The 18046-nt window shown below is 36.2% G+C and carries 17 protein-coding genes; 10 read left to right on the forward strand and 7 right to left on the reverse strand.

All coding sequences use genetic code 11. The features are described from left to right. The first annotated feature begins 98 nt into the window (after positions 1-98). The gene (locus CS937_RS14070; RefSeq protein ID WP_099159110.1) at positions 99-386 is read left to right on the forward strand and encodes a phospholipase; all 288 of its coding nucleotides are present in this window, start codon (positions 99-101) and stop codon (positions 384-386) included. Here CS937_RS14070 and CS937_RS14075 read toward each other — a convergent pair. Further along, a complete protein-coding gene (locus tag CS937_RS14075) occupies positions 341-583 on the reverse strand; it encodes a hypothetical protein (RefSeq protein ID WP_099159111.1) in 243 nt (80 codons plus the stop codon). The genes CS937_RS14070 and CS937_RS14075 overlap by 46 nt on opposite strands. Before the next feature lie 160 nt (positions 584-743). Between CS937_RS14075 and CS937_RS14080 the strand changes: the two genes are divergently transcribed. Together CS937_RS14080 and yhbH are read left to right on the forward strand one after the other, a co-directional pair. Further along, positions 744-2639, forward strand: coding sequence for a PrkA family serine protein kinase (locus CS937_RS14080; protein ID WP_099159112.1), 1896 nt, complete (start codon positions 744-746; stop codon positions 2637-2639). A gap of 421 nt (positions 2640-3060) precedes the next feature. Further along, complete coding sequence (yhbH, locus tag CS937_RS14085; protein WP_099159113.1) at positions 3061-4230, forward strand: sporulation protein YhbH; 1170 nt, start codon at positions 3061-3063, stop codon at positions 4228-4230. A gap of 130 nt (positions 4231-4360) precedes the next feature. Here yhbH and CS937_RS14090 read toward each other — a convergent pair whose 3' ends face one another. Continuing rightward, positions 4361-6280 (reverse strand): ABC transporter permease, encoded by a 1920-nt coding sequence (locus CS937_RS14090; protein WP_099159114.1) that lies wholly within the window; start codon positions 6278-6280, stop codon positions 4361-4363. After that, the gene (locus CS937_RS14095; RefSeq protein ID WP_099159115.1) at positions 6267-7034 is read right to left on the reverse strand and encodes an ABC transporter ATP-binding protein; all 768 of its coding nucleotides are present in this window, start codon (positions 7032-7034) and stop codon (positions 6267-6269) included. Before CS937_RS14095 ends, CS937_RS14090 begins: the two co-directional genes overlap by 14 nt. Before the next feature lie 195 nt (positions 7035-7229). On the opposite strand from CS937_RS14095, the gene CS937_RS14100 reads away from it, so the two are divergent. Together CS937_RS14100 and CS937_RS14105 are read left to right on the forward strand one after the other, a co-directional pair. Next, entirely contained in the window at positions 7230-7901 is a 672-nt protein-coding gene (locus CS937_RS14100) for a response regulator transcription factor (RefSeq protein WP_099159116.1), read from the forward strand. Then, positions 7898-8917, forward strand: coding sequence for a sensor histidine kinase (locus CS937_RS14105; RefSeq protein ID WP_099159117.1), 1020 nt, complete (start codon positions 7898-7900; stop codon positions 8915-8917). Before CS937_RS14100 ends, CS937_RS14105 begins: the two co-directional genes overlap by 4 nt. Before the next feature lie 167 nt (positions 8918-9084). Here CS937_RS14105 and ymzB read toward each other — a convergent pair whose 3' ends face one another. Continuing rightward, on the reverse strand, positions 9085-9438 hold the full coding sequence (gene ymzB, locus CS937_RS14110) for a protein YmzB (RefSeq protein ID WP_099159118.1): 354 nt from the start codon (positions 9436-9438) through the stop codon (positions 9085-9087). 194 nt (positions 9439-9632) lie between these two features. Between ymzB and CS937_RS14115 the strand changes: the two genes are divergently transcribed. Beyond that, positions 9633-11042 carry a SpoVR family protein gene (locus CS937_RS14115; RefSeq protein WP_281251910.1) on the forward strand — a complete coding sequence of 470 codons (1410 nt, stop codon included), beginning with the start codon at positions 9633-9635 and terminating at the stop codon, positions 11040-11042. A gap of 237 nt (positions 11043-11279) precedes the next feature. On the opposite strand, the gene CS937_RS14120 is transcribed toward CS937_RS14115, so the two are convergent. Next, entirely contained in the window at positions 11280-11894 is a 615-nt protein-coding gene (locus CS937_RS14120; RefSeq protein WP_099159120.1) for a DUF3298 and DUF4163 domain-containing protein, read from the reverse strand. A 211-nt stretch (positions 11895-12105) separates the two neighbouring features. On the opposite strand from CS937_RS14120, the gene CS937_RS14125 reads away from it, so the two are divergent. The 4 genes from CS937_RS14125 to CS937_RS14140 all read left to right on the forward strand — a co-directional run bounded on the left by CS937_RS14125 (position 12106) and on the right by CS937_RS14140 (position 15895). Beyond that, positions 12106-12630 carry an RNA polymerase sigma factor gene (locus CS937_RS14125; protein WP_099159121.1) on the forward strand — a complete coding sequence of 175 codons (525 nt, stop codon included), beginning with the start codon at positions 12106-12108 and terminating at the stop codon, positions 12628-12630. A 27-nt stretch (positions 12631-12657) separates the two neighbouring features. Next, positions 12658-14313, forward strand: a complete 1656-nt coding sequence (locus tag CS937_RS14130) for a LolA family protein (RefSeq protein WP_099159122.1) — start codon at positions 12658-12660, stop codon at positions 14311-14313. A 128-nt stretch (positions 14314-14441) separates the two neighbouring features. After that, positions 14442-14786, forward strand: a complete 345-nt coding sequence (locus CS937_RS14135) for a YqzG/YhdC family protein (protein ID WP_099159123.1) — start codon at positions 14442-14444, stop codon at positions 14784-14786. 101 nt (positions 14787-14887) lie between these two features. After that, positions 14888-15895 carry a DUF3231 family protein gene (locus CS937_RS14140; protein ID WP_099159124.1) on the forward strand — a complete coding sequence of 336 codons (1008 nt, stop codon included), beginning with the start codon at positions 14888-14890 and terminating at the stop codon, positions 15893-15895. A 463-nt stretch (positions 15896-16358) separates the two neighbouring features. On the opposite strand, the gene CS937_RS14145 is transcribed toward CS937_RS14140, so the two are convergent. Both CS937_RS14145 and CS937_RS14150 read right to left on the reverse strand, forming a co-directional pair. After that, positions 16359-16970 (reverse strand): hypothetical protein, encoded by a 612-nt coding sequence (locus CS937_RS14145; RefSeq protein WP_099159125.1) that lies wholly within the window; start codon positions 16968-16970, stop codon positions 16359-16361. Between the two features lie 50 nt (positions 16971-17020). Continuing rightward, positions 17021-17917, reverse strand: coding sequence for an aminoglycoside phosphotransferase family protein (locus tag CS937_RS14150; protein ID WP_245835759.1), 897 nt, complete (start codon positions 17915-17917; stop codon positions 17021-17023). Positions 17918-18046 lie beyond the last annotated feature (129 nt).

Below are 18046 nucleotides of genomic sequence, written 5' to 3' on the forward strand. Positions count from 1 at the left end.
CCTCTAATTTTAATTAGACCTCCATAGGTATTTGTATATACATGATCGTGTATTTTTGAATAACGTAAAGTACGACGATCTACAAGGGGGGTATAGTTATGCCACAACGAAGAAGCAGAGGGTTAGGATTTTGCATTTTTCCAGGTTATAAATATTGTGGTCCGGGTTGCAGCGGTCCAGGTGCTCCGGTTAATGAAGTCGACGCGGCTTGTAAGGCACATGACGAATGTTATCGCAGATTCGGTCCTAGCTGTATGTGTGACCGTGAATTTATGCACCGTCTCCGCAGGGAAATCGATCCATATACGCAAAAAGGCAGACACGCAAGAACTTTATACAATTATATGAAATTCCAATCATTTTTCACGTGTGGTTTTAGAAGATAGGCAAATAAAAAAGAATCGTTTTCCCATTGTTTGGAATCACGATTCTTATGTTTTGTTCGATACAAATAGTCTTTTTTCGTTTTGGTCCTTCGTGTTCGTAAATCAAGTTGTGAAAATGAGCTTCTTCCATTTTGTGGATTCCTTCTTCCCTCACGTACCAGCTTTTCTCTCTTTTTTTGGGCATTGGATTTTGCCATTGCTATCACTCTCCTACTTTTATTTGACTCTTATTATACATAATTCTCACTTTTTCACAAATAAAGCCCGGCCACCATAAAACTAGCAAAAAGTAGTCATCATTATAAGGCCCTCACCTGCATAAGCTATATAAACCGCGCCCTAGATGGAGGGAATTCAATGAGTATACTAGACAAGGTGAGGAGTCACCGAGAAGAAGAAAAGCAGCTTATGTGGGAAGGAACGTTCGGGGAGTATTTGGAAATAGTAAGAAAGCGGCCTGAAGTTGCCCAAACAGCTCATTCACGCGTTTATAATATGATAAAAAGCTCCGGAATAACCGAAAGAGATGGTAAAAGAATGTACGATTTTTTCGGTGAGGAGATTTTTGGGCTTGAGGATGCAATTGAAAAGCTTGTCGAAGAATACTTTCATCCCGCAGCAAAACGACTTGATGTACGTAAACGAATTTTATTGTTGATGGGCCCTGTTAGTGGTGGGAAATCGACTATTGTGACAATGCTGAAGCGTGGCCTTGAAAGGTTTTCCAGAACTGATGCGGGTGCGGTATATGCCATTAAAGGCTGTCCAATGCACGAAGACCCACTTCACCTTATACCACAGCATCTTCGTGAAGATTTTTACAAGGAATATGGTATTCGTATCGAGGGTAGCCTGTCCCCACTGAATACTATGCGGCTTGAGAAGGAATATGATGGACGAATTGAAGATGTTAAAATCGAACGTATATTTTTTTCAGAAGACAAACGTGTTGGTGTTGGAACATTTAGTCCCTCCGATCCCAAATCACAAGATATTGCTGATTTAACTGGAAGTATTGATTTTTCAACAATTGCTGAATATGGTTCTGAATCGGATCCACGTGCATACCGCTTCGATGGTGAATTGAACAAGGCAAACCGTGGGATGATGGAATTTCAGGAAATGTTGAAATGTGATGAGAAGTTTCTCTGGCACCTCTTATCATTAACGCAGGAAGGTAACTTTAAAGCGGGTAGGTTTGCGCTTATTAGTGCTGATGAACTTATCGTTGCACACACGAACGAAGCAGAGTATCGTTCATTTATCTCTAATAAAAAGAATGAAGCACTTCATTCACGCATTATTGTCATGCCGATCCCGTATAATTTACGCGTTAGTCAGGAAGAACGTATTTATCAAAAAATGATTAACGAAAGTGATATGGCGCATGTCCACATTGCTCCACATGCATTGCGGGTTGCCGCAATTTTTTCTATCTTAACAAGACTTGAAGATTCTAAGAAACAAGGTGTAGATAACCTTAAAAAAATGCGTTTGTATGATGGAGAAAGTGTGGAAGGATTTAATCAAGTTGACGTTGATGAATTAAGAAGTGAATTCCCAACAGAAGGAATGAATGGTATTGATCCGCGTTATGTGATCAACAGAATATCTTCAACTATAATTCGTAAGGAAGTTCCAGCGATTAATGCGCTTGATGTACTGCGTTCATTAAAAGAAGGTCTAGATCAGCATCCTTCGATTTCACAAGAAGACCGTGATAAATATATGAACTATATCGCTGTTGCAAGAAGAGAATATGATGAAATTGCTAAGAAAGAAGTTCAGAAGGCATTCGTCTATTCCTATGAAGAATCAGCAAAAACGTTAATGAATAACTACCTTGATAATGTGGAGGCATTTTGTAATAAAAATAAATTACGAGATCCGCTCACTGGAGAAGAATTGAATCCAGATGAAAAACTAATGCGTTCAATTGAAGAACAAATTGGCATCTCGGAAAATGCTAAGAAGGCATTCAGAGAGGAAATTCTTATTCGTATCTCTGCTTATGCACGAAAAGGGAAGCGCTTTGACTATAGTTCACATGAACGTTTACGAGAAGCCATTCAAAAGAAATTGTTCGCCGATTTAAAAGATGTTGTTAAAATTACAACTTCATCAAAAACACCTGATGAATCACAGCTTAAGAAGGTTAATGAAGTAATAGCCAGATTAATAGACGAATATGGCTATAACTCTATTTCAGCAAATGAATTATTGCGTTATGTAGGAAGCCTGCTCAATCGATAAGTTTATAGTTATCCAAAAATAACAGGACTAATTACTTCGTTAGTCTTGTTATTTTTTAATAGAAAAAATAGCTACCGAGATAGTGTGAGCATCGGCGGGAGAGCAGGAATATCGACGGGAGAGCGGAAACATCGGCGAGAGAGCAGGAGCATCGGCGAAAGAGCAGAAACATCAGCGGAAGATCGAACTCCGACATCTGTTCCCTAGAAAGATGAAGCTGATATCGAGTTTTTTACCCAATTTAGTATGTTGTACTAACTTGTTTTATCATGATTGCATATGATAAAGAAAGCATCAAATTTTATAGGTATTTTAACGATTTTAAAATAGTATAAAAGCCGGAGGGAATAAAGCAAGGGAAACGGCTGATTTGTGAATTTTTACTAGTCCGACCTCTGGCGTCTAATAAGGAGGGGAAGGTATGAATGAAAAGAAAGAAAGTTTCGTTGTTTCTCAGGAAAATTGGTCCCTCCATCGTAAAGGATATCAAGATCAACAGCGACATTCTGAAAAAGTCAAGGAAGCTATTAAGAATAACCTGCCTGATTTGATCAGTGAAGAAAATATAATTATGTCTAATGGCCGCGATGTTATTAAAATTCCGATTCGTTCTCTTGATGAATACAAAATTCGTTACAATTATGATAAATCAAAGCATGTAGGTCAAGGTAATGGCGATAGTCAAGTAGGGGATGTCGTTGCCCGAGCTCCAAGCGAGTCAGGTAAAGGAAAAGATGGGGCTGGAAAAGGACATGAAGCTGGAGATCAGCCAGGACAGGATTATTATGAGGCAGAAGTATCATTAGCTGAAATAGAGGGAGTCCTGTTCAAAGAGCTTGAGTTACCCAATCTTCAACAAAAAGAACAAGCCGAAATTAAAACGGAGAAAATTGAATTCAATGATATTCGCAAAAAAGGATTGATGGGTAACATTGATAAAAAGCGGACGATTTTAACGGCAATTAAACGAAATGCTACAGAAGGAAGACCTGGAATTACCCCATTCTCCAATGATGATCTACGTTTTAAAACATGGAATGAAGTGATAAAACCAGAGTCAAAGGCAGTTGTTTTGGCACTTATGGATACGAGTGGATCAATGGGTAGGTTTGAGAAGTATATGGCAAGAAGCTTCTTTTTCTGGATGACAAAGTTTTTGCGTTCAAAATATGAAACAGTTGAAATTGAATTTGTTGCCCATCATACAGAGGCAAAAGTTGTTTCAGAAGAAGACTTTTTTTCAAAAGGTGAAAGCGGTGGAACAATTTGTTCATCAGCATACCACAAGGCATTAGATCTTATCGATGAAAAGTACAATCCAATTCGGTATAATATTTACCCATTTCATTTTTCAGACGGTGATAACTTAACATCAGATAACCAAAAATGTCTCAAGCTGGTCGATGAAATTATGGATGTGTCCAACATGTTTGGCTATGGAGAGGTTAATGCATATAATCGCCATTCGACATTAATGAGCGCTTTTAAAACAATTGATAATCCAAAATTTCGCCATTATATTTTAAAAGATAAGAGTGATGTGTACCATGCCATGAAGAGCTTTTTTCAGAAGGAAGAAGCTACTGTTTGAATTTATGCTAGGCAGGTGCAACAGTCGATGTCGCTCAATAAAATGTTAGTTGGGTTAATTAATTATAATATGGTTGAAGATCATCAATATAAAAAACATCCCCTTATCATTTTTGAGGGGATGTTCATTTTTATTTATTCACTATTTTATGATACGTATTAACGGTCAATACATAATAGACAATATAGATAATGACAAATGCCCCCATGGCAGTGAGTATAGGCACAATAATACTAGCCCCTATTAGGTTTGACAGGAAGTTAGTAATAAAATGTAAAATAATACTGCTGTGTATTAATCCCACTGTTAAAGGCAATCCGAACACAAAAAATGTCTGTTTATTAACGGATTTACGTAGAGCTTTTTTACTGACGCCAACTTTGCGTAGAATCTCATAATTAGATTTGTTTTCACTTGCTTCTGTTAACTGTTTAAAATAAATAATACTACCTGTTGCAGCTAAAAACACCAGCCCTAAAAATCCAAATATAAAGAGATTTAGTGCGTTACCTTCTTTCCCTTCTTTATATTCTGTATAGAATGATGAATGTACTTGGAAATCTCCGTCAATAAGCCTTGATACCTTCAAAGAGGTTGCTTCGGTTGTTTTCTCATTTTCCACTTCATAGACTTTATACGTTAATGGTGTTAGTTGCTTGGACAATTTTGTAAACATGTCATCACTAACCACGACATAGAAATCAGGGAAATCAAAAGGTAAAACACTTCCGTTAACCATCGTTGTAAATGTTAGTTTCTGATTTGTCTGATCCAATGTAATATTTTTTCCTTTAAAATCAGTCTCAGTAAATTCAGTTAACCTGGGCTTTATAACCGCTGCTTGATTACGTGAAAGTTTTATTGTTTCTTCCCTATCTAGTGCTTTAGTGGCTTGATTAAATGAACTTACAGAGATCAATTTAATAGGGTTAATTTCATAGCCTAGATCGAATGAAAGCTTACCCTTAACTTCAATAATCGGGATATCAAGTTGTGCTGTTATCGGATGCTCTTTGTCACCATTAATAATATTCTCTATCTTTGTATCAAATTCTTGACCTTTTGATAGATGGGCATAGCTGAACGGAACATCCTCTGTAGAGCTCTTTTCGTTACCATAGTATCCACTGTATGTCGCACCGAAAAAACTTATAGTTGCTGCACTTAATAATGCAATTATCGTAAATGTACGAGCATTGCCTTTAATGCGATACAACAATTGTGATGTTTCAATTAAATTGGTACCTCTATAATAACGCGACTTATTCTTTTGCGATAACTTTAATAAATAGACGGTAACAGAACGGAAAAACAAACTTGTTCCTATGACAAGCGTGACTAAAGCAAGTCCATAGTTTTTCATTATATATGACCCGTTTAAATCATCTGGAAACGGTCTTAATATAAGAAAGTAGCTAAGCGTAAGCAAAATAACTCCAATAATAGTTGAAACAAGTGAAGTTGTTGGCACTTGTTCTCCTTTTTTCTCCGCATGGAATAATTCAATTAATTTAAAACGATAAATCAAACGATACCCTTGAATGGATGTAAATAGGATAATTATCATAAATACGATAACCGTTTGGATAATTGCTCCGATGGAGATACTAAAGTCAATTTCCGCAGTTGACCCCATTAGTTTTATCAATATCATGGAAAACAATTTTGATAGTAATGTTCCAAGAAGGATACCAATTACTAACGAAAGTAATCCCATTATTAAATTTTCATAAAATAACATTATACCAATTGTTTTTTTTTGCAAGCCAAGCATCGAGTATAATCCGACTTCTCTTTTTCTTTTTCGTGTAAAGAATGAATTCGAATATAAAATAAAGATTGCTACAAACAAAATTAATATGATAGAGGAAGCCATAAACATAAAACTCATTATATCTGATAATGCAATGCTGTCTTGAATTTTTTTACTGTACTGTAACGACACAAACGTAAAGTAAATAACGATGCTGAAAACTAAAGAAATAAAATAGACCAAATAACTACTGAAATTTCCGATCATATTTTTCTTTGCTAAACTAAATAACGTCATTTGCCCCACCCCCGAGTGCAGACAATACATCTAATACTTTGTTAAAGTATTCTTTACGAGTTTCCTTCCCTTTTGCAAGCTCTGTAAAAAGCTTTCCATCATTAATAAAAATTATTCGCTGGCAATAACTTGCTGCATAGGCATCATGGGTTACCATAAGAATCGTTGCTTTGTCTTGTTCACTTAAGGTTTTTAAGCTTTCCAACAGATCTGTAGCAGACTTGGAATCTAATGCACCCGTTGGTTCATCCGCGAGTATTAAGCTTGGTTTCGCTACGATTGCGCGAGAAGCGGCTGTACGTTGTTTTTGTCCACCCGAAATTTGATAGGGGTACTTTTCTAATATAGGACGAATTCCAAATTTATCTGCCACCACATCAACACGTTGCTCCAATTCCTTTACGTTCATTTTTGCTAATGCTAGTGGAAGTACAATATTTTCCTTAACCGTTAATGTATCTAATAAATTATAGTCTTGAAAGATAAACCCAAGTTTATCACGACGAAAGGCTGCTAATTGATCTTCATTCATCTTAATGATGCTGGTCCCGTCAATTGAAATATCACCTGATGTCGGTTCATCAATTGTCGCCAAAACATTTAGTAATGTTGATTTACCAGCACCAGATGGCCCCATGATACCAACGAATTCTCCTTCTTGAACAGTTAAATCAATGTCTTCTAACGCAGTAAATACATTTCCTTTTGAACCATATATCTTTTTAACATTATTTGTTTCGACAATTGTTTTCAATTTATTCATTCCTCCTTTTATCTCTTGCAAGTTCTATTCTATACGAGGTTACCGTTATTCAACCTTACAGTAATAATGACCAACCTTACAATTTTGTAAGTCCAGTGAAATGTATCGTGTAATAAGCTAAAATAAGGATGATTGTTCACATTAGTCAAATGCTAATTATATAATTTCCTCTTGGGGGTTAACGATATGAAGATTATGATTATAGAAGACGAGCCAACAATACGGGAAATGTTGGGAGAAACAATTCAAAAATGGGATTTTGATGTTATAAAGCTAGAAGCATTTGATAACGTATTGCACGAATTTTTACATGAAAAGCCCCAACTTTTAGTGTTAGATATAAACCTTCCCTTATTCAATGGTTTTCACTGGTGTCAGCGAATTCGGGAAGTATCAAATGTACCTATTATATTCTTATCCTCCCGTAATACACCGATGGATATGGTTATGGCAATGAACATGGGTGGCGATGACTTCATTCAAAAACCATTCGACACGGATGTGCTATTGGCCAAAATTAATGCCCTTTTGCGTAGGTCTTATTCCTATACAGATACAGAATCAAGCGTCCTGGAGCATGAGGGAATTATACTGAATTTGAAGGATTGGGATTTAAGTTATGGTGATCATAAAGTAGAACTAACTAAAACGGAGTTTATCATTCTGAAATTACTTTTAAAGCAAAAAGGAACCGTCGTAAATCGAACAAAAATGATGCGTAATCTTTGGAAGGATGAAAGTTTTGTAGACGATAATACATTAACTGTTAACATAGCACGTCTGCGTAAAAAGCTTGCTGAACTTGGTAAGGAAAACGTCATCACTACCAAGAAAGGTGAGGGTTATATAATCCAATGAGTTTATTAGAATATAGTAAAGATAAACGTTTCTTTATCGTCTTTTATATTATCATCATGGTATTTGTATCGTTAATCATGTTCGTAAGTGACGGAAATGTAAATAATATCATTTATATCAATGTAAGTTGCTTTCTATTTGCGGTCATTTATATTACAATCGGTTATTTTTATCGAAGGAAATTTTACTTGGATTTAAGTGAGATGATTGAAAGTGGAAACGAAGAAATAGTTGCTATGATGCCAGAACCGCAGAATTATGAACAAAGGTTATTTCTTAATCTTTTAAAAAAGATAATCAAAGACAACAACAACCAATTACAACTGTTATATAGTGAAAAGCGAGACCAACAGGAATTTATCATGTCCTGGATTCATGAAGTAAAGCTGCCTATAGCTGCAAGCCGCCTACTCATGGAAAATAGCGACGGTAAGTCAATGGATTTGCTAGTTGATAAATTAGAGGATGAACTTAACAAAATTGATAATTATGTAGAACAGGCACTTTACTATTCACGGATTGATTCATTTTCCAAAGACTACTTTATTACCGAAATAAACGTAAACCAAATTATTAAAAACAGTGTAAAAAAATATGCAAAGCTATTTATTAACAAAGGTATTCAGTTTAACATGGACGAGGAACAGAAGTTTGTTCACAGTGACAGTAAATGGTTAGGATTTGTCACTGATCAGCTAATTGCAAATGCTTTAAAATATACGGATGATGGTGGTAACATCTCTATAGTATTTGACGAAGACAGCAAAGAGAAAAGGTTAGTCATTCAAGACACTGGAGTTGGGATTAAACCAGAGGATATACATCGTGTATTTGAAAGAGGGTTCACTGGATCAATTGGAAGAGTCCACGCTAAATCGACAGGAATGGGACTATATCTTGCTAAACAACTAGCTAATAAGTTGGGGCATGATATTAGCATTGAATCGGATGAAGGTAATTGGACAAAGGTTGTCATTCACTTTCCCAAAATACGAAATTACTATCAGTTAACCTAGTGTGATGCCTTTAGCTTTTGAATTATGGTGTGAATGATGAAGATACAGCATGATATACTATAAACTCGATTGAATAAATGTGAAGTTTGGTCAATATCTATTATGAAGGCACTCCTAAATGGGGGTGCCTTCATAATGGTTTGTAGTCATGTATAGTTACCATCTTATCAAGCACGCTCAATCTTATAAACTCCACGGGCAGTGCTTAATAAAAACTTCGATCCGTCAAATTCATATAGTGAACTATCCTCTAGCGGGATCTCGTATAATGATAATGGAAGATCCTGTGGTTGAAGGTTGGCCGCATCAGTTTGAATGCGCCCAGTACCGTTCAATTGTAATGCATGCATTGGTACATAATCATCAATTCGTCTCGTATTTTTTGAATACGATATATTTTGTAGCTCCATTAATGTTTCATCTACATCGTCAAGCTCCAGTTTCGTAACTTTAATTTTTTGCCCATTCCATTGATTCAATAACGCATGTAACTCTTCTATGGATAAGAAATGTTGGTCCATGATCATTCCTCCTACCGTTTATACTTTCCATGATTTAAAGGAAACATTCAATGATTTGCTGTCTGAACCAGTGGGAAAAATTGTATTCGTCCATTCGACAAAATTCGAGTAGTGACAGGTTCATATCCAAAATCCATGTTCAAAAATCCATCTCTACTACATACAATATAAAAAGTACACTTGGAGGGATTATATTGACGGAAACAAAGGCGCTTAATCGTGCGATAGATGAAATTACTGAAATTGCGTCTGGATTTGGTCTTGATTTCTATCCAATGCGATATGAAATTTGTCCTGCTGATATTATTTATACATTCGGTGCGTACGGCATGCCAACGCGCTTTAGTCACTGGAGTTTTGGAAAGCAATTTCATAAAATGAAGATGCATTATGATCTTGGTTTAAGCCAAATATACGAACTTGTTATCAATTCTAACCCTTGTTACGCTTTTTTACTTGATACGAATAGCCTCATTCAAAATAAATTAATTATTGCCCATGTCCTTGCCCATTGTGATTTTTTCAAAAATAATGTGCGTTTTTCCAATACAAGAAGAGATATGGTTGAAAGTATGACAGCAACAGCTGAACGAATTGCGAGTTATGAAATGATTCATGGAAAAGATGAAGTAGAACGCTTTTTAGACGCTATTTTATCTATCCAAGAGCATATCGATCCATCCATTGTTAGACCTAAATTAACGCCATATGAAACAGAGGACGAAAAAGAGGATGTAAAGCCAGTAGTGAAGTCACCTTATGATGATTTATGGAGCTTAGATGATAGAACGGAAAAGAAACAGCAAAAATCGAAAAAAAGACAGAAGTTCCCACCTAGACCTGAAAAGGATCTTTTGCTTTTTATTGAAGAATATAGTCGTGAGCTTGAGAACTGGCAACGTGATATTCTAACGATGATGCGTGAAGAAATGCAGTATTTCTGGCCACAGCTTGAGACGAAAATTATGAACGAAGGTTGGGCTTCTTACTGGCATCAACGTATTTTGAGGGAAATGGATTTAACATCAGATGAAACGGTTGAATTTGCCTCCTTGAACGCTGGGGTTGTGCAGCCATCCAAACAGAATATCAATCCTTACTACCTTGGATTAAAAATTTATGAAGACATTGAGGAGCGATATAATAATCCGACTGAACAAATGAGAGAACTGGGCGTAGAACCTAATTCCGGTAGGGAAAAAATATTTGAAGTACGCGAAATTGAGTCGGACATTTCATTCATCAGAAACTATTTAACAAAAGATTTAGTTCAACGGGAAGATATGTATTTATTTGAAAAGCAAGGTAGAGATTACAAAATAACCGATAAGGAATATGAAAATGTTCGGGATCAGCTTGTTTCCATGAGAGTTAATGGCGGTTTTCCCTATATAACCGTTGAAAATGGCGATTATTTGCGTAATGGAGAGCTTTATTTACTCCATGGCTATGAAGGAACAGAACTTGATCTCAACTATCTAGAGCATGTCCTTCCATATATTTATCAATTGTGGGGACGGACCGTGTACATCGAAACATATGTAGAGGACAAAAAAATTCTTTATTCATTTGACGGAAATAAGGTTAATCGACGGTTTATTTAGCTGGGACAGGGGGACAGTCCCTCTGTCCCACCCAAGAACCCTATCTAAAAAAACGATAGGGTTCATTTTAATGGCCATTTGTTTGGTGCGATTTTCAGTGAAAGCAGTCATAGATATATTTCTTTTCACTTCATGCATTGCTCAAAGGTATCTTGTTTATCCTACGTTTCCCTCGGGACAGGGGGTCAGGTTTCTTGTCCCAGACAATTGGGACGCGGGGACTGACCCCCTGTCCCGCTAAAATGATCCCATCATTTTACCAAGTGGACCTTCCTCATTGATAATGTTCTCAATCGAATATACGCTTATTGGAAAATAGGGAATGCCATATACGTATGGAGCTAAGTCATAAAGCTGATAATAGAGTACCAAGCTTTTGTCCGCAATATAAAAATTCTCACTGTCAGGAAAGGTTATCGGTTCATTAATGACAGGAATATCTCTTTCCTTTACCTGTGTTTTAATCCGATCAAGCAATACATTTTCATAGTCAGAATCAGCTTTGAAAAGCTCATTTAATGTATACTTTTTACCGGTTGTTATATCAAAGGTAAGCGTATTAATGACCGTCATACCATGAGCTCCACCTGTAAATGAATATACATACAGTGCCAAACTTAGTACTCCTCGTTGATTTGTTTTTACCTCGAACCAACTCTGCAGTTCTACCAATGATGGCTCATAAAAATTCCACTCTACAAGCAATTGATTCAGCTTTTCTATTATTGTTTGATTGATGGAATGCTGTGCATCCGTATTACTTAATCCAGTTACTACTGGATAATAAATATGAATATTTCGTTCGGTGTCAATATAGGTACGTGTTTGTATTATTGCAGGTTGTTGAAACATAAATATCACTCTCCTAGATGGATGTCATTATACTTTATGCATAGGCGCAAAATAGGTGTAGCTGGGACAGGGGATTGGGTACCTACGGTGGGACAAGGGACCTGACCCCCTGTCCCACTCGATTTAATTTTTCGATTTTATGTAACGTTATATGTCTGAGAGACGTTTTTAATAGTGCAAACACCAAGTCAGAAAGAAGGTGCAAATCCTTATGGCTAAAATAGAGAATTCCCAACTAGGGGATGATGATCATTTGCCATCCATCGAAGAAATATGTAATACCACCTGGGAACCTATATATCGATTCATTTATTATAAAGTCCAAAATCGTGAAGAAGCGGAAGATATTACGCAGGAAACGTATATAAAAGCCATGTCGCATTTACAAAGCGGGAAGGTTAACCCGAGTAAATATATTGGTTTTTTAAAAACTGTTGCGTTAAATGTTCTGCGAGATTTATGGCGTAAGAAGAAACGTAGAGGAACAGCTGTTAATATTGAGCTGATCAATCAGATGGACGACACTGCTGAAGATCCTGCAGAAATGAGTGCTCAGCGACATTTAATAGAAAATGCTCTGAGTAAACTTAATAAAGAGCAGCGTACAGTAATTGAATTACGCATTTTAAAAGGATACTCCGTAGCGGAAACAGCTAGATTGATGAATAAAAAAGAAGTTACCATACGTGTCATGCAGCATAGAGCGTTACAGATGCTTGCCGATATCCTTAAATAGAATAATTAGATTTGGAGGTACGAAGTGATGGAGAACAATGAGCGGAAAGTGTCCGATTTTATAGATCGTTTGAATAAAGAACAACAGCCCGATGAGGATGAATATTCAACAGAATCTGATGAGTTAAAAGAACTTTATCAAACTGTAAAACTTGTTAAAAGTGTAAAGGATCCAACAATGCCAGGTCCTGATTTTCAAAAGAAATTGATTTCTTCTGTGAAAAGTGAAGCTTCGCGGAAGCGGCCACAGAACAAAAGAAAGTGGGCATTTTTTATTAGCATTGCGAGTGCCGCTGCCATTATCGCTCTAATCGTCAACGTCATGTTACCATTTGGGAACTCCAACATTGTTAACGTTATGGCGGATGCCTTTGAGGAGGTAGAAGCATACCATGGAACACTTGAAATAGTAGAAATGAACGCCAACGGAAAATCAACTACGCAGGTAAAATTGGAGGTTTGGGCAGACAAGAATGGACACTATTACATCAAAAACTTAGAGGGTTCTAATAAGGGCTTAGTTACGGTAAATAACGGCGAAAAGAAATGGCAGGTCCATCCTCATCAAAAACAAGTGCATATTTTCCCATCCACTCCGGATGGCTATCGGTTTAATTTTGAACTAGGAAATGAAATAAACAATGTAACGAATGCTTTAGCTACAAATGTGATTGGAGAAGATACGATTGCTGGGAGAAAGGCAACTATCTTAGAGGTGACACCTAAAGGAGGGGAACCTTATCAGATATGGATTGATAACGAAACCAAGCTTCCATTGCAAAAACAAACTGCCATGCATAATGCTATACAATATAAGATAACCTACACGGAAATCGCATTTAACAATACAATTCCTGGAAAATTAATGGATTATCAGCTACCTAAAGGTTTTGAGGAAATCGATAAAAATTCTGAACAAGTAGTGACCGATATCAATGAAGTGCAAGAGGCTGTTGGATTTACTCCAAAAACACCGAGAAGACTTCCAGCAGGATATGTTCAGGATAGATTGGTGGTAGTTCCTAGTAGGGATGTTGCTAAGATTTACTATAAAGGTGAGAAAGGGAAGCGAATTGTAGTTTCGCAAGGAGAATCGAATGGTGAATTTAAGCCTGCAGCAAATGCAATTTTAGGAAAGATTGATAATAATACCGCTGAAATACAATCACCTGTTCAAGACTTTGTGGGGATGCTCGGAGGTGGAGATCCCTATGCAGAAGGTACCAATGTAAATTCCATTAGGTGGCAGCAGGATGGATTTGAATTTGCTGTAGTAGGTAATACGCCATTAGAGGAATTGGTACTATTAACAGAGGGGTTAACTGATGGTGAATTTAAGATGCCTACAGTTGATGAACAAGAATTTTCACCTCAAGTAGAAGTTCCATATGACTTAACAAAAGAAAAAAATGATCAAAAAAGTGTCGATGCAGGGAGCTCACCATGGAAACTAGATCCAGTATTTGTCGCACAAGTTTTTGTTAGCTTGAAAATATCTCCGGATGGTATTATAGGCGATTATCCGATTTCGATGGATGAACTTGAAGTAATCAAAAATACAGGTGATGAGGCAATAATAGCAGTAAGTGGTGATAAAACTTCAATCAAAAAAGTTTACCTAAAGCGACTCGTAAGGCAAGACATCACAGGAATATGGACGGTAGTCGGATACGATCCGGCATAAAGACAGAGGAACTGGTCCATTTTCCCTCGAATACCCACGGAGAAATTTATTTTCTTCGTGGGTTATTCATTTAATAAATACTTATAATTCGTACATCCTAAAAGAAAAATAGAAAGATGGCGATTAATATGAGGAAATTAATAACTATAGTGGTTTTATCTATGATTTTTTTCTTGGGTTATTCTAATTTAAATGTAGTTCATACTAAGGATTTGGAAAAAAATATATATGCGAAAAAAGAAATTCCACCATATGCCAAATGGGGGAGGCTGGCTATGAAAGAAACAAAAGCAAGATATCCAAATGCTGATATTGTTGATTATTTACATGTTGGGAGAGATGTGCGGGGAAAATCTTCAATTGAGAAATTTAAGCTTTGGTTAAAAGAAGGCAATAAGGAATTTGGTGTTTATGTCAATGTTGAATTTGATAACCAAACGGAAGAAATCCTTAAAGTATCATTTAATAGGTGATACATCAAAATTTCATCATATCTCCTCTCTACTGTCATTTGGAAAAGGAAGGAGGTTTATATTTCTTACTATAAGTAAATAGTACTAAAGAGGTGGAAAATATGGGCAAGAAGGATAAATTAAAACTCACATCTTCCGAAATAGGATCACTATGGGGAGAGTATATAAACGGAACAATGTCAGAAATAGTAAATAAATATATGCTCTCAATTATTGAGGATAAGTCGATAAAAGCCGTTTTTCAGGATGCTATTAAGATGTTCGAAAAACAAAAGAAACAAATCGTAACTCTTTTAGAGAACGAGGGTTTTCCAGTTCCATTCGGGTTTACTGAAACCGACCTCAACAAAGGTACGGAGAAATTATTCACTGACATATTTTGCTTGAATTACTTACATATCATGACCTTACACGGTTTAGTAGGACACACAACTTCATTTGGTGTATCCATTAGAGAGGACTTACGGTACTTTTATGATTCATGTGATAATGATGGTAAAAGGATGTACCATCAAACAATTGAATTATTGCTTGAAAAGGGGGAGTTTCAAAGAGACCCTTTCATTTATCCTACAAAGAACCCTGAGTGGATAATCAATAAAGATTTCATTGATGGATTTATTGGAAAGGGAAGACGATTGGCCTCAACAGAGATCATCAGTATTTCTCTCAGCATGAAAAAAAGCATAATGGCTAAAACACTTAGTATCGCATTTAGTCAAGTTGCTCAAACAAAAGAAGTACGAAAGTTTATGACTGATTCCGAGACCATAGCAAACAGTAATATACAATCTTTTTCAAAAATTATGTACATGGATAATTTACCTGTTCCAAAATCATGGGAAACAGAAGTAACAACCTCAACTGAATCGCCCTTTTCAGATAAATTAATGATGTATCATATAGGGTTTTTGTCTCAAGTTGCGCAAGCATATTATGGGGCAGGGTTAGCATCAGCTATGAGAGCAGACCTGATAACAACTTACGAAAGTACCATTTTTAGAAATCTAAAGATAACAAAAAAGTGGTTTAACATTATGGTGCAAAATAGGTGGTTGGAACAGCCACCACTAGCTCCTAACAGAAAGGAAATAGCGAAAGAGAAGTAAATAAGACGTAGGGACAGGAATCTTGTCCCTACGTTCCGATAGGTCAAACATACATGGCACGGAAGGTAAGATTATATCAAGTCCATTTTCCTTATTAACTGCATATTAATAAATCCTACCAAATAAGAACATTCGTAACACCAAATAGCGCAATATTTTCGGCGTCAAAGCCATGTATAAACTAAATTACAATGACTAGAAAAATGTAATTAACAGGATGATATTTTTAGAGTTTTAGAGTTTATACAGAAAAGATAGCTAAACACGCTGGAAGCAGTAGCATGAAAAAATGTGTTCAGCATAAGTTCGATTTCAAATGCACTGGAATATGGATGGAATAAGTTCATGAAAAGCCATAGGAGTATGTTATACCGGCAATTAACCCTAAGATAGTTGACGTTTTTACGATTATAATGCACCCCTTATTTTTTTCCTTTTCCAAAATTAATCTGTCCTTCTGGCACTATTGTAATTCCACTGAGATCAAATACACTTGTTCATAGTTGGTTGCTTCTTTTATTTCTTCTTTTGTTTCGATATTAGTTCGAATAGAAACAGCATTTTTATCGCTATTTATAAGTGAAGCTACGATTCTTTTTTCTCCAATTTTTAAGGGAGTTTTATCACTAATCCCGCCCCAGGTGGTACTTTCTATTTTTTTTCTGTTTGTTATATCAAATTTTGACTCTGCAGTGGAATATCCATCCTTTGTCATGACTGAAGAAATCCATTGTTCCTGATCGTTTGTTGGTTGCTGCCGAACAAAAACTGTTCTAATTTTTTCTTTTAAATCTTCTTCAGTTAGTGTTGTATAAGAATCCACAATTTTTCGTTTGAAATCACCGTTCTCGTAATAATCGATTGTAGTATGAAGCTCTTTCACTTTGTCACTTTTAATCTCAATATCGTAGCTAAACGAATATGTACCAGCGATTTCCATCATGTGTTTTTCGAATGCTGTTAAGTCAGCTTCTTTGATAGTGGCATCAGATTCTGATTCTATACTTGCCTTATCTTGTGTACAAGCACTGAGCAACGATAGTAATAGTACCATTCCGATTGTAAAATATCTCACGTGAACCCTCCTTACTGTTTAATTGTAACATGATGTTGCTCCAGATAAACCTACTTATACCATTCAGGAATATTACGCTCGAAATTACGATGGTCACGAATAACATCTAGCGAATAGTTCAACATCCTGTTATAGGTCTCTATTCCCAGTTTTTTACCCCATACAAGTGCAGAAACAATATGCATGGCACTGTATAATCCATACAAGTCCCAAAATCCTTTGTCCGGATTTGTGTGTTTGTGATACCCGCTAATGATGCCTCTTGTAAAGGGAATACTTACTCTCTTTGAAAAAAAACCTAATTTATGCAGGTCATGAATCGGATCGCCCCAATCGATTCTTTGAAAATCAATAATTCCTGAAAAGACGTTGTTATGTATTAAAAGGTTTGCTGGGTGGAAATCATCATGCTGAAATGTGTTAGGTCTATTTTGCATCAAATGTTCATTTTTTCTTATATATGCTTCAAGCAAGGTTTTTAGGGGATAATCGATCTGTAGCTTCTTAAATTCCTCCATGTATCTATCATTCTTCCGTTTTTTAACTTGATTCCAGGATGGGTACCCAAGTGGAGCAGGCATCTCATGTAATTTCCTTAATTCAATACCTGCTTGAAACCCTGCATCATATTGTTCCTGTTGCGATAAATCTTTTAGCGCATTCTCTCCGTCTTTCCCAGGCAAAAAGGTAAGTATCATATAGCCTATTTCTTTTTCTTTTAATTGGTTAAACGCTATCGCCTTTGGAATTACTTCAGAATATGCTGCTAGTTTGTTGATGTTATTGAATTCGGTCCGTCTATGTTCGATATCTGTTATTGGAAAAAGTCTTATCAGATATTGATCGTCAACTACATACTTTTCATCAAAAGAAAACCCTTTGTTCAATTTCTGAATAGAGTTAGCTTTATTGAATAATAAAATACGATTGCGAATATAATCTTCCAATAGGATAATCCCCCTAGTGATTTCGTTTATACAATAAGTGTAACTTTTTTCAATAAATTCCGTCTATACATAAAAAAGCGGGACAGAGGGACAGGTTCATTGTCCCGGGACAATGAACCTGTCCCTCTG

This window comes from Virgibacillus ndiopensis (genome assembly GCF_900187325.1).
GTDB classification, from domain to species: Bacteria; Bacillota; Bacilli; order Bacillales; family Amphibacillaceae; genus Virgibacillus_E; species Virgibacillus_E ndiopensis.

Excerpts from the sequence above, each read along its gene's own strand:
- CS937_RS14070 (WP_099159110.1), top strand. The coding sequence starts at position 99 with ATGCCACAACGAAGAAGCAGAGGGTTAGGATTTTGCATTTTTCCAGGT.
- CS937_RS14075 (WP_099159111.1), bottom strand. The coding sequence starts at position 583 with ATGGCAAAATCCAATGCCCAAAAAAAGAGAGAAAAGCTGGTACGTGAG.
- CS937_RS14080 (WP_099159112.1), top strand. The coding sequence starts at position 744 with ATGAGTATACTAGACAAGGTGAGGAGTCACCGAGAAGAAGAAAAGCAG.
- yhbH (WP_099159113.1), top strand. The coding sequence starts at position 3,061 with ATGAATGAAAAGAAAGAAAGTTTCGTTGTTTCTCAGGAAAATTGGTCC.
- CS937_RS14090 (WP_099159114.1), bottom strand. The coding sequence starts at position 6,280 with ATGACGTTATTTAGTTTAGCAAAGAAAAATATGATCGGAAATTTCAGT.
- CS937_RS14100 (WP_099159116.1), top strand. The coding sequence starts at position 7,230 with ATGAAGATTATGATTATAGAAGACGAGCCAACAATACGGGAAATGTTG.
- CS937_RS14105 (WP_099159117.1), top strand. The coding sequence starts at position 7,898 with ATGAGTTTATTAGAATATAGTAAAGATAAACGTTTCTTTATCGTCTTT.
- ymzB (WP_099159118.1), bottom strand. The coding sequence starts at position 9,438 with ATGGACCAACATTTCTTATCCATAGAAGAGTTACATGCGTTATTGAAT.
- CS937_RS14120 (WP_099159120.1), bottom strand. The coding sequence starts at position 11,894 with ATGTTTCAACAACCTGCAATAATACAAACACGTACCTATATTGACACC.
- CS937_RS14125 (WP_099159121.1), top strand. The coding sequence starts at position 12,106 with ATGGCTAAAATAGAGAATTCCCAACTAGGGGATGATGATCATTTGCCA.
- CS937_RS14130 (WP_099159122.1), top strand. The coding sequence starts at position 12,658 with ATGGAGAACAATGAGCGGAAAGTGTCCGATTTTATAGATCGTTTGAAT.
- CS937_RS14135 (WP_099159123.1), top strand. The coding sequence starts at position 14,442 with ATGAGGAAATTAATAACTATAGTGGTTTTATCTATGATTTTTTTCTTG.
- CS937_RS14140 (WP_099159124.1), top strand. The coding sequence starts at position 14,888 with ATGGGCAAGAAGGATAAATTAAAACTCACATCTTCCGAAATAGGATCA.